Consider the following 11,645-nt stretch of genomic DNA (forward strand, 5'->3'; position numbering starts at 1 on the left):
GGCTATTCGGCGGCTGGCGGGAAATTGGAGGACAGCTTGTCCGGCACCGGATAGGCTGGATACGCGGCGCGGAACTTTCGCCATTCGGCGAGGGCCGCGCCGCTTTCGTTTTGCTTCAGCAGTTCTTCAATTTTCTGCAGCCAGGCCTGGGGCGGGATCTCACCCTGTGCTTCGCCGGGGGCCATGATGCGCGATCCCGTGACGGACACGGTTTGCGGCGCGCGGCGCAGTGATTCGGGACGCACGTTTGTGGCGTTGGCGATGACCGTGCCAGGCGCATAGCCAGCCGGCGCTGGGGCAGGAGGCGCAGGAGGCGCCGGTGCCGTTGCTGGTGCAACGACTGGCGCAGGCGCAGGCATAGGCGGCGCTGCCGGCGCAGGCGCGGGTGGCGGCGCAAACATAAGCGCGGGAGGGCGCGGCGTCACGGGGGCGGGCTCGGGAATGAATATGGGCGGCAGGCCGACGTCCTCGGCAACCACGGCGTCCCTCGGTTCGGATGCTTTTTTGGCCACCGGCGCCGCCTGTTCCCGCTTCGCCGCCTTTGCCGGCACGGGCTCCTGCCTGGGCTCGGCGGAAGGCGTGGCGACGGCCGGCGCGGTGGAGGCGGCGGGCACGGTAGGCGCGGCGGGCGGAGGAGGCGCTGCAGGCTGGGCTGGCGCCGCAGCCACCATGGCCTCGGTGACTGGATCGTGCGTTTGCCACAATGGCAGCGCGACGGAGATGGCCGCTACGCCGGCGGCCAGCGCCAGCGGCAGCTGCCAGCGCGATTGCCAGCGCGATTTTCGGCTGAGTACCGTGGGCGCGGCGCCGCCGCTTGCGGCAGTGTCCACAACGGGATCGTTCGCGGCCGGCTGCGCGGCAAGGCGCTCGGCGGCGAGGGCGGCGGCGATGCGGGCCTGGATGGCAGCGTCCAGCGCCGGCGGCGGCGCAGGCTGTTCAAGCGCGGCCAGATCGCGCGCCAGCGCATCGTCGCCTTGCAGGAAGGCTGCGAATTCCGCATCGTCGAGTTGATCGTGGTCCTTGCCGCTCATGCCTGCTCCTCCTGCGCATACTGCCCGCGCAATTTCTTCATCGCATAGCGCAAGCGGCTCTTCACGGTTTCCACCGGCGCCGCCACCAGCAGGGCGATTTCCTCCAGCGACATGCCGCTGAATTGTTGCAGTATAAGCGCTTCCTTCTGTTCGCCGGGCAGCGCATGGATGGCCGCGTGCAGCGCGCTGTTCTGCTGGCGCGACTCCATCGCCGCGTCGGGCGCGGCGGATGCGTCAATGACCGGCGCCGTCAGCTCGTCCTCTACCGCCGCTTGCGGCTGGCGCAGCAGGTCGATCAGGCGGTTGCGGGCGATCTGGTACAGAAAAGTGCGGAAAGTGGCTTGCGGGGTGTAGCTGGCGCGCGCCTGGTGCAGGCTGAACCAGCTGTCCTGGGCGATTTCGTCGACCCAGTCGCGGCGCGGGGAGCGCCAGCAGAGAAAACGGTACAGGCCGCGGCTATGGCGGCCGTAGAGCTCCTGGAAGGCGGACAGGTCGCCTTCGCAGTAGCGCAGCATCAGCGCTTCGTCGGAAAGATCGCTCATGCTGCGCGGTGAGCGCAACTTACTGGTAGTCGCTGGCGTTCAGGCCCATCACGTGCGAGAAGCCGCCGTCCACATAGGTGATTTCGCCGGTGATGCCGGAGGCCAGGTCGGACAGCATGAAGGCGGCGGTGTTGCCCACTTCTTCAATCGTCACGTTGCGGCGCAGCGGGGCGTGCGAGGACGCGAAGCCCAGCAGCTTGCTGAAGTCCTTGATGCCGGACGCGGCCAGGGTCTTGATCGGACCGGCCGAGATGCCGTTGGCGCGGATACCCATCTGGCCCAGGTTTTCCGCCAGGTAGCGTACCGACGCTTCCAGCGAGGCTTTGGCCAGGCCCATGGTGTTGTAGTAAGGAATCGCACGTACCGCGCCCAGGTAGGACAGGGTCAGCACCGACGACCCCGGCTTGAGCAGCGGCAGCGCGGCCTTGGTCATGGCCGGGAAGCTGTAGGCGGAGATGTCGTGCGCGATGCGGAAGTTCTCGCGGGTCAGGCCGTCCAGGAATTCGCCGGCGATGGCTTCGCGCGGCGCGAAGCCGATGGCGTGCACCAGGCCGTCCAGCTGGCTCCACTCTTTGCCCAGGTCGGCAAACAGGGCTTCGATCTGCTCATCGCTGCTGACGTCGCAATCGAACACCAGTTTGCTGTTGAATTCAGCGGCGAACTCGGTGATGCGGTCTTTGAAACGCTCGCCGACATAGGTGAATGCCAGTTCCGCGCCTTCGCGCTGGCAGGCCTTGGCGATGCCGTAGGCGATGGACCGGTTGGACAGCAGGCCGGTGATGAGGATTTTCTTGCCTTGTAAGAACGCCATGTTCACTCCAATTGCTACTGCTGCGATGGCACGCGCGCGCGGGGCGGCGTTAGCGACAGTATGGGTTGTTTATTCTAGTGGTGGGCGGGAGACCCGATACCGTGAGATCGAGATTGTAGGGGGTAGCTGCCGGGACTGCAACTTTTGTGGCACCGCGTGGCGGGTTACGCACTGCGTGCTAACCCGCCCTACGGTATCGCATCGGTATGCGTAGGGCGGGTTAGCGCAGCGTAACCCGCCAACCCGCTTAATTCTGCTTGGTTTTCTTTTTGCCGGCGGCGTCGCGCGGGACGCGGGCCTTGACCAGGGCTACCGGAGCATCCTTGGCGGTGCCGGATTTGGCTTGTTTGTAATTGCTGGCGCGCTTGCCGCCACGGTCGGCTTCGAAGGCCACCACGGCGTTGTCCGCCACTTCCGGCGCGATGTCCATGTGCAGCGAGGACGAAGTCTTCGGCACCAGGATGGTGGAACCGGCTTTCAGCACCGATTTGCTCGGAATATTGTTGGCCTGGCGTATCACTTCCGGCGTGGTGTGGAACTTGGACGCCAGCGTTTCGATGCGCTCGCGCGCGCTGGTGATCTTGTGCGTGGTCCAGCTCGACAGCGCGCGGCCCCATTGCGCCAGGTTCAGGTTGAACTTTTCGGCGTTGGCCTTGGGCAGCAGGATGCGGGTCTGTTCGCCGCCGGTGATGACAGGGCGGTTGAACTGCGGATTGAGCGCCTTGAACTCGTCCACCGGCATTTCCGCCAGCTGGGCGGCGATGGCCAGGTCGATATCGCTGGTCTTGTCGACGGCGGTAAAATAAGGCTGGTTGTCGATCACGGGCAAATGCAGGCTGAACTGGGCAGGATTGGCCACGATGTTCTTCACGGCTTGCAGTTTTGGCACGTAGTTGCGGGTTTCGGCCGGCATCAGCTCGGCCAGGCTTTCGAAATCGGTGGGCTTGCCGGCTGCCTGGTTGCGCTTGATGGCTTTCTGCACATTGCCTTCGCCCCAGTTGTAGGCGGCCAGGGCCAGCTGCCAGTCGCCGAACATATCGTACAGGCGCTGCAGATAGCTGAGGGCGGCGTCGGTCGAGGCCAGGATGCCGCGCCGTTCGTCCTTGAAGGCGTCCTGCTTCAGGTTGTAGTCGCGCCCAGTGCCGGGCACGAACTGCCACATGCCGGCCGCGTTGGCGCTGGACAGGGCTTGCGGGTTGAAGGCCGATTCAATAAAGGGCAGCAGCGCCAGTTCGGTGGGCATGCTGCGCTTTTCCAGCTCGGTGACGACGTGGAACAGGTAGCGCGAGGCACGCTGCGTGGTGCGGGCAATGTAGTCCGGACGCGTGGCGTACCAGGTAACGTGCTTGTGCACCAGTTCGTTGTTAATATCAGGGATGGCGTAGCCGGTGCGGATGCGGCCCCAAACGTCGGTTTCCCGGAACGCGTCTTCGCTGACGGCGGGTTTGGCTACAACTTTGGAGGCGGGGAGCAGTTCGGAGGTCGGCAGTTTTGCCGTGGCGGGCGTGGTCAGCGGGATCAGGGGGAGGCTGGCCGATGGCGCCGCCGGGGGCGCGCTGTCGAGTGCCTGGCTGATCGCCGGCGCCAGGCCAATCAGCGCCGCCAGCAAGGGTAGGAATTTAAATCGTGCTTGCATAGTATTCCATTGTTGTCGTCGAGAAACACGGACGAACCATGAATAATGGGGCAGTGTACGTAGGTTGGACCGGCTGAGTCAAGAATTATGTCGTCCGGATGACAGTTTCTTTAATGTAATAATGTCGGCAAATATATCGCAGTTGACGGAAGTAGACGGCATTTTGCCGGAGTGCGTACAATGCGCGCTCGCCGCAAGCATTTACAAGGAAGACCCCTATGAGCAAGCCCATCGCCGACCACGCCACCGTTATCGCCCAGACCCAGAAATGGCTGGAAAAAGCCGTTATCGGCCTCAATCTGTGCCCCTTCGCCAAGGCCGTGCATATCAAGAACCAGATCCGCTACGTGGTGACGGACGCCGCCACCGACGAGGAACTGATGGAAGTGCTGATGGACGAGCTGGAGCTGCTGGCCGAAACGAACCCGGAAAAGATCGACACCACGCTGATTATCCATCCGCAGGTGCTGAACGACTTCGAGGACTATAACGACTTCCTGGACGTGGCCGACGGCGCGCTGGAGGAAATGGACCTGGACGGCATCCTGCAGGTGGCCAGCTTCCACCCGGACTACCAGTTCGCCGACACCGACAAGAACGACATCGGCAACTACACCAACCGTTCGCCTTACCCCACGCTGCACCTGCTGCGCGAGGAAAGCGTGGACCGCGCGGTGGAAGCCTTCCCGGAAGCGGAAGACATTTTCGAAAAGAATCTCGAAACCATGGAAAAACTGGGCCACGAGGGCTGGGACGCACTGGATCTCGACGTGAAGCGCCAGGTGAAGGAATGACGGAAATGGAACTGAAGCGCATGGCGGCGGCGGTGCACGAGGCGGCAAGCCCGTCCGCGCCCGCGCCGCAGCGCCCGGACACGCCCTGCGTGGCCGTCTGCTCCACCACCTTCGACGACATCTGCCGCGGCTGCGGCCGCACTTATATGGAAGTGGCGCACTGGGTGTCGATGGGGGAGGCGGAAAAGGAGCTGGTGTGGCAGCGCATCACGGCGCAGGGCTACCCGCGCCGCAACAGCTAGTTCAAGGCATCAATAGGTGCCGATGTAGTCCTTCTTGCCGATTTCCAGGCCGTTGTGGCGCAGGATGTCGTAGGCGGTGGTGGCGTGGAAGAAGAAGTGCGGCAGCGCGTAGTGCAGCAGATAGGTGCTGCCGGTGAAGTGCTTGGTCTTCTCGCCGCTGCCGGTGGTGATGGCGCGGTCTTCGGCGCCGCCGAAGTCGGCCGCGTTCAGGCTGTCCAGGAAGGCGATGGTCTTGGCGATGCGCGCTTTCAGTTCGGCAAAGCTCTTTTCGGTGTCTTCATACGGCGGCACTTCCTGGCCGGCCAGGCGCGCGCCCGCGCCCTTGGCGAAGTCGGTGGCGATCTGGATCTGGCGCGAGAATGGCAGCATGTCCGGGAACAGACGGAATTGCAACAGGGCATTAGCGTCAAGTTTCTTGTCGGTTACATGGGCTTCGGCCTTGTCGAGGATGGCCAGCAGGCTGTTCAGAATCTGCTTGAACACTGGGATGGATGCGGTATAGGTATTAAAAGTCATGGCAGGCTCCTCGTTGAAAGAGGGGCGATAATAGCAAGCTTGCGGCATTCCTGCTTGCGCCCATGGCGTGCGGCGAAATGTATTCTGATGACTCGGACACTTGTTTGCGTGCATAATTGTTGCAAACGAAGAATCCTGTATTAGCAAACAAGCGTAAGACCAAGTCCCCGTGGTGCATGATTAGTTCTTTATACAGAAGGATGCGTTCCCGTCTGAGCGCGCTGTACGGCCTATCCATCTATGGCGCTTTGCTATTGGTGGTGTTTGGCGGCCTTGTGATTCCTGCAATGATAGGCAGTTATCTGCTGATCGGCGTGCACGAGCAGCAGTCGGCCAAGATGGCGCTCAACGAGTCGCTGCAGCGCAATGCCGACATCCTGGCGCTCGGCATGCAGGAATCGCTGTGGAATATGAACGCCGAGTCGGCCCATTCGCTGGTCGAATCGGTCATGCGCGACCGTTCGGTGCTGCAGGTGCAGGTCACCGGCCAGGCTGAAACCCAGTTCATGCACTTGCAGTCGCCGCGCCAGACCACCGGCAACGTCTACCGCGCCGAGCGCGAAATCCTGGTGCGCGGCGAGAAGATCGGCCGCATCATGGTGGAGATGGACGACGCCCGCAGCCAGCAGGAGCTGCGCGAGAAGCAGCTGTCCTACGTCTTCGTGCTGGCGGCGCAGCTGACCGTGTCGCTGCTGCTCATCGTGCTGTTCCTGAACAAGCGCCTGATCAAGCCGCTGCGCAAGCTGATGCGCTTCTCCGACCGCCTGTCGCACGGCGACTTCGAAACCCGGCTGGAACTGACCGGCAGCGACGAGCTGGGACGCCTGTCCGGCCAGCTCGAGCAGATGCGGGTGGCGATCAAGCATCTGTTCGAGGACATCGGCCAGCGCGAGGAGCGCTTCCGCACCATCGTGACCCAGGTGCCGGGCGCGGTGTTCCGCTTCCGCCCGGACGGCCCGGTCGATTTCGTCAGCGACGCCATCGAAGACATCTCCGGCTACTCGGCCGCGCAGTTCATGCGCAGCACCAGCCATTCCTGGGCCAACCTGATCTGCCCCGAGGACCGCCGCATGCAGCGCCGCGTGGTGAGCCAGGCCATCCGCGACGGCAAGCCCTATGCGGTGGAATACCGCATCACGGACGCTAGCGGCACCGAGCGCTGGGTGGCCGAGAACGGCCAGCCGCAGGTGTCCGAGCCGGGCGACAAGGCGCCCTGGGTGGACGGCATTATTTCCGATATCAGCCAGCGCAAGCACAATGAAATGCGCATCGAAGGCCTGCTGGCCGAGCAGAGCGCCATCCTGGACAACGTGATGTTCGGCGTGATGTTCGTGCGCAACCGCCAGATCGTGTCCGTCAACCGGCGCTGCGAAGAGCTGTTCGGCTACGAGCCGGGCGACATGGCCGGCGCCTCCACCGCCATTGTCTTCCCCACCGCCTTCGAGTTCGAATCGGCCGGCGCGCGCCAGTACCCCACGCTGTCGGCCGGTGAGTACTTCAGCGAGGAACGCCACTACCGGCGCAAGGACGGCACGCTGTTCTGGTGCATGGTGAGCGGCTGCGCCATCGACCAGAGCCGCGCCAACGAGGGCAGTATCTGGGTCTACGCCGACGTGACCGCGCGCAAGGAGGCGGAAGAGAAGCTGCGCCTGTCGGCCACGGTGCTCGAGCACATCGCCGACGGCGTGATGGTGATCGACGACAAGGGCACCATCGTGGCCGTGAACCCGGCCTTCACGCAGATCACCGGCTACAGCGAGCAGGACGCGCTGGGCAAGGACCGCTCGCTGACGCGCTCCGGGCGCCACGAGGAAGCCTTCTACGACGACATGTGGCAGGAACTGGAAAACACCGGTTTCTGGCGTGGTGAAATCTGGAGCCTGCGCAAAACCGGCGAGCTGTATCTGGAGTGGCTGACGGTGAGCGCGGTGCGCGATACGCGCGGCGTGACCACGCACTACGTCTGCGTGTTCAGCGACATCACCCTGGTCAAGCAGTCGCAGGAAAAGCTGGACCACCTGGCCCACCACGACCCGCTGACCGCGCTGCCGAACCGCCTGCTGTTCCACGACCGCCTGCACCACGCCTTGCAGCGCGCCACGCGCGAGCATGAGCAGCTGGCGCTGCTGTTCATCGACCTGGACCGCTTCAAGAACGTCAACGACACGCTGGGCCACCATATCGGCGACGAGCTGCTCAAGCAGGTGGCCACGGCGCTGCAGGACAAGCTGCGCGACGGCGACACGCTGGCCCGCCTGGGCGGCGACGAATTCATTGTGCTGCTCGAGAACGTGGACGGCCAGTACGGCGCCAGCCAGGTGGCTGAAAAACTGGTGGGCATGTTCGAGCAGCCCTTCATGGTGGCCGGGCACGAGCTGTTCATCACCTGCAGCGTGGGCATCAGCCTGTCGCCGGCCGACGCCACCGATCTGAATATGCTGATCCGCAATGCCGATGTGGCCATGTACCAGGCCAAGGCGCGCGGCCGCAACGGCTACCGCTTCTATGCGCCGTCCATGTCGGGCGAGGGCGTGGAGCGCTTGCGCCTGGAGACCTTCCTGCGCCGCTCGCTGGAGAAGGACGAGATGTTCCTGAACTACCAGCCGCAGGTGGAGATCGACACCGGCCGCCTGGTGGGCGTGGAGGCGCTGGTGCGCTGGAACCACCCGGAACTGGGCCTGGTGCCGCCGAACCGCTTTATCTCGCTGGCCGAGGACACCGGCTACATCAACCAGCTGGGCAAGTGGGTGCTGTACCAGGCTTGCCTGCAGATGGTGCGCTGGCAGGAGGCCGGCCTGTGGGTGCCGAAGATGGCCGTCAACCTGTCGGCCAAGCAGTTCGAGCGCGGCAGCATCGCCTCCATGGTGGGCGATATCCTGCGCGAGACGGGCCTGGAGCCGCACCGCCTGCAGCTGGAAGTGACCGAGTCCGTCATCATGAACACCGGCGACGCCATGGTCTTCATCAATGACCTGCATTCCATCGGCGTGGGCCTGGCGATCGACGATTTCGGCACCGGCTATTCCTCGCTGGCCTACCTGAAGCAGATGCCGGTACAGACGCTGAAGATCGACCGTTCCTTCATCAAGGACATTTCCACCGACGCCAACGACGAGGCCATTGCCATCGCCATTATCCAGCTGGGCAAGAGCATGAATCTGTCCGTCATTGCCGAAGGCGTGGAGACCGAGCAGCAAGCCGCCTTCCTGTTGCGCCACGGCTGCAACCTGGCGCAGGGCTACTTCTACAGCAAGCCTGTGCTGCCGGACGATTTGCTGCAGCGCTGGCAGTCCTGATCCGCATCTCCCCAACCGAAAGGAAGTTATGAAGTTGTCGCGCCGCCGTTTTCTGCTGAGCGCCACTGCGGTGGCCGGCGCCATGGTGGTTGGCTGGGGGGCACTGCCGCCGCGCCAGCGCGTGCGCGGCAAGCTGCCGCTGCCCGTGAGCGGCGGCGCCGTGCCGCTTAACGGCTGGGTCGCCATCGCACCGGACAACACCGTGTCGGTGGTGATGGCGCGCAGCGAAATGGGACAGGGCGTGCATACCGCGCTGCCCATGCTGCTGGCCGAGGAACTGGACGTGCCGCTGGCGCAGGTGAAGCTGGTGCAGGCGCCGAACGACAAAATCTACGGCAACGTCTCCATCCTGGTCGACAGCCTGCCTTTCCATCCGGACGAAGAGGGGCGCGGCAAGCGCCTGGCCGGGTGGCTGGTGTCCAAGCTGGGGCGCGAGCTGGGCATCAATATGACGGGCGGCTCGTCCAGCGTGAAGGACTTGTGGCTGCCGATGCGGGAAGCCGGCGCCACCGCGCGTGCCTTGCTGATCGAGGCCGCCGCGCGAGAGTGGAAAGTGAAGCCGGCCGAGTGCTTTACGGAGGCGGGCTTTGTGGCGCACCCGAACGGCAAGCGGGCCGCCTACGGCGCGCTGGTAGCCGCTGCCGCGGGCATGACGCCGGGCACGGTGCGGCTGAAATCGGTGGGCCAGTTCCGTCTGATCGGCACGGCCGCGCCGCGCCTCGATACGCCGTCCAAGGTCAACGGCAGCGCCAGGTTCGGCCTGGACGCGCGGCCGGAAGGCATGCTGTACGCGGCAGTGAAGATGTCGCCCGTGATCGGCGGCGCCGTGGCCAGCGTGGATACGGCAGCGGTACTGAAGATGCCGGGCGTGGCGCGCGTGGTCGATTTCTCCTCGGCGCTGGCGGAAAAGACAGGCGCCAGCGCGGGCCTGGCCGTGGTGGCGGCCCATTACTGGCAGGCGAAGCAGGCTGCGGCCGCGCTGCCGGTCACCTGGAATGAGGGCGCGCACGGCAAGCTGTCGAGCGAAGGCGTGTTCAAGCAGTTCGCGCAGCAGCTGGACGACGAGGACGGCCATGCCTACTACACTCTCGGCGAGGTGGACGACGTGGCCCAAGCTGCGGGCGCCGTGAAGACGCTCAAGGCGGAATACCGTGCGCCCTTCCTGGCGCACGCCGCGCTGGAACCGCTCAATTGCACGGCCCAGGTCAAGGACGGCAAGGTCAGGCTGTGGGTATCGACGCAGGCGCCGGGGCTGGCCATCGACGCTGCCGCCAAGGTGGCGGGCGTGAGCGCGGCCGATGTGACGCTGGAAGTCGGCATGCTGGGCGGAGGCTTCGGCCGTCGCCTGGAGACCGACTTCATCGCGCAGGCGGTGGCGGTGGCGAAGGAGTGCAACGGCGTCCCGGTGCAGATGATCTGGTCGCGCGAAGACGACACCACGCATGATGTATACCGCCCGGCCGCGCTGGCCCGCTTTGCCGCCAGCCTGGATGCGGCGGGCAATATCGCCGCGTGGGACAGCAAGTCCGTCAGCGGCGCCATCGGCCACCAGTTCTTCAAGCGCAACCTCGGCTTGCCGGGGGCAGGGCCGGACAAGACCACGGCCGAAGGCGCGTTCGACATGCAGTACGAGATTCCCAACCAGCGCGTCCGGCATGTCACTGCCGACAGCGCCGTGCCGATCGGCTATTTCCGCTCCGTGGGCCACTCGCACAACGCCTTCTTCAAGGAGAGCTTCATCGACGAGCTGGCGCATGCTGTAGGCCAGAGCGGCGCCAGCTTCCGGCGCGGGCTGCTGCACCGCCATCCGCGCCACCTGGCGGTGCTGAACGCGGCGGTGGACAAGGCAGGCCAGCCGCCGCCGGGGCGCGCACACGGCGTGGCGCTGCACCAGTCCTTCGGCACCATCGTGGCCCAGGTGGCGGAGGTATCGGTGCAGGACAAGCAGATTATCGTGCACCGCGTGGTGTGCGCGGTCGATTGCGGCATTGCCGTCAATCCCGGCATTATTTCGCAGCAGGTGGAGTCGGCGGTGGTGTTCGGGCTGTCGGCTGCGCTGAGCGGGGAAATCACCATCAAGGACGGCAAGGTCGAGCAGAGCAATTTCCACCAGTACGAAGTGCTGCGGATGCCGCAGGCTCCGAAGGTGGAAACCATCATCATGCTGAGCGCCGAGCCGCCGGAGGGCATGGGCGAGCCTGCGGTGCCGCCGGTGGCGCCTGCCGTGGCCAACGCGGTGTTCACGCTGACCGGGCAGCGCCTGCGCAGCCTGCCGCTGCGCCTGGCTTAAGGCGGACTAGGAGGCGCCGGCCAGCAGTGCGCGCAGATTGCAGTCGCGCTGCCAGTGGCGGCGCTCCTCGCTGCTTTGCGCATAGCGCGCCAGTTCCGCGTCGTCCATGCTGGACTGGGCCTGGATCAGGCGGTGCGCCACGTTCGGGTCGGGCAGCATGGTGCCGAAAAAGGCCACATCCTCGTGGCGCTGGATCAGCAGGGTGGGGAAGTTTTCCACGTCGAGGTCGCCGACCACGTCGGCATGGTCTTCGATGTCCACCCACAGGAAGTATTTGTCCGGATGGCGCGCGGCCAGTTCGTCGAAGGTGGCGCGGTAGCCTGCGCAAGTGCCGCACCAGGCCGCGCACAGGCAGGCCACGATCCAACGGTCTTGCGCCAGTGCGCCGGCAACGTCGGCGCGGTTATCTGAATGTAAGGTAGTGCTGTGCATGCGCGGTATTGTACCCCGAGCCGGAAAGCAAGGCAGCAGGCTGGGTTGTTGGGGC

10 protein-coding genes are annotated in these 11,645 nt (G+C 64.9%); 4 read left to right on the top strand and 6 right to left on the bottom strand.

The features are described from left to right. Positions 1-2 precede the first annotated feature (2 nt). From KT882_RS12490 to KT882_RS12505, 4 genes are all read right to left on the bottom strand, one after another. On the bottom strand, positions 3-1,031 hold the full coding sequence (locus tag KT882_RS12490; RefSeq protein ID WP_228895990.1) for a hypothetical protein: 1,029 nt from the start codon (positions 1,029-1,031) through the stop codon (positions 3-5). Continuing rightward, entirely contained in the window at positions 1,028-1,573 is a 546-nt protein-coding gene (locus KT882_RS12495; RefSeq protein ID WP_228895991.1) for a sigma-70 family RNA polymerase sigma factor, read from the bottom strand. Before KT882_RS12495 ends, KT882_RS12490 begins: the two co-directional genes overlap by 4 nt. A gap of 19 nt (positions 1,574-1,592) precedes the next feature. After that, a complete protein-coding gene (gene fabI / locus KT882_RS12500; protein ID WP_161072193.1) occupies positions 1,593-2,384 on the bottom strand; it encodes an enoyl-ACP reductase FabI in 792 nt (263 codons plus the stop codon). Between the two features lie 247 nt (positions 2,385-2,631). Next, on the bottom strand, positions 2,632-4,020 hold the full coding sequence (locus tag KT882_RS12505; protein WP_161072192.1) for a transglycosylase SLT domain-containing protein: 1,389 nt from the start codon (positions 4,018-4,020) through the stop codon (positions 2,632-2,634). Positions 4,021-4,238: 218 nt separating this feature from the next. Here KT882_RS12505 and KT882_RS12510 point away from each other — a divergent pair, with 218 nt between their 5' ends. Together KT882_RS12510 and KT882_RS12515 are read left to right on the top strand one after the other, a co-directional pair. After that, positions 4,239-4,814 (top strand): DUF1415 domain-containing protein, encoded by a 576-nt coding sequence (locus KT882_RS12510; protein ID WP_161072191.1) that lies wholly within the window; start codon positions 4,239-4,241, stop codon positions 4,812-4,814. A gap of 20 nt (positions 4,815-4,834) precedes the next feature. After that, a complete protein-coding gene (locus KT882_RS12515; protein ID WP_161072208.1) occupies positions 4,835-5,056 on the top strand; it encodes a DUF1289 domain-containing protein in 222 nt (73 codons plus the stop codon). A 9-nt stretch (positions 5,057-5,065) separates the two neighbouring features. Here the strand turns inward: KT882_RS12515 and KT882_RS12520 are convergent, their stop codons facing one another. After that, the gene (locus KT882_RS12520) at positions 5,066-5,572 is read right to left on the bottom strand and encodes a DUF1993 domain-containing protein (protein WP_161072190.1); all 507 of its coding nucleotides are present in this window, start codon (positions 5,570-5,572) and stop codon (positions 5,066-5,068) included. Positions 5,573-5,748: 176 nt separating this feature from the next. Between KT882_RS12520 and KT882_RS12525 the strand changes: the two genes are divergently transcribed. Continuing rightward, positions 5,749-8,868 (top strand): EAL domain-containing protein, encoded by a 3,120-nt coding sequence (locus KT882_RS12525; RefSeq protein WP_228895992.1) that lies wholly within the window; start codon positions 5,749-5,751, stop codon positions 8,866-8,868. A 28-nt stretch (positions 8,869-8,896) separates the two neighbouring features. Further along, positions 8,897-11,158, top strand: a complete 2,262-nt coding sequence (locus tag KT882_RS12530) for a xanthine dehydrogenase family protein molybdopterin-binding subunit (protein WP_228895993.1) — start codon at positions 8,897-8,899, stop codon at positions 11,156-11,158. Positions 11,159-11,164: 6 nt separating this feature from the next. On the opposite strand, the gene KT882_RS12535 is transcribed toward KT882_RS12530, so the two are convergent. Then, positions 11,165-11,590 (bottom strand): thioredoxin family protein, encoded by a 426-nt coding sequence (locus KT882_RS12535; RefSeq protein ID WP_228895995.1) that lies wholly within the window; start codon positions 11,588-11,590, stop codon positions 11,165-11,167. Between the last annotated feature and the right edge of the window lie 55 nt (positions 11,591-11,645).

It is taken from the genome of Pseudoduganella aquatica, assembly GCF_020865585.1.
GTDB lineage: Bacteria > Pseudomonadota > Gammaproteobacteria > Burkholderiales > Burkholderiaceae_D > Rugamonas > Rugamonas aquatica_A.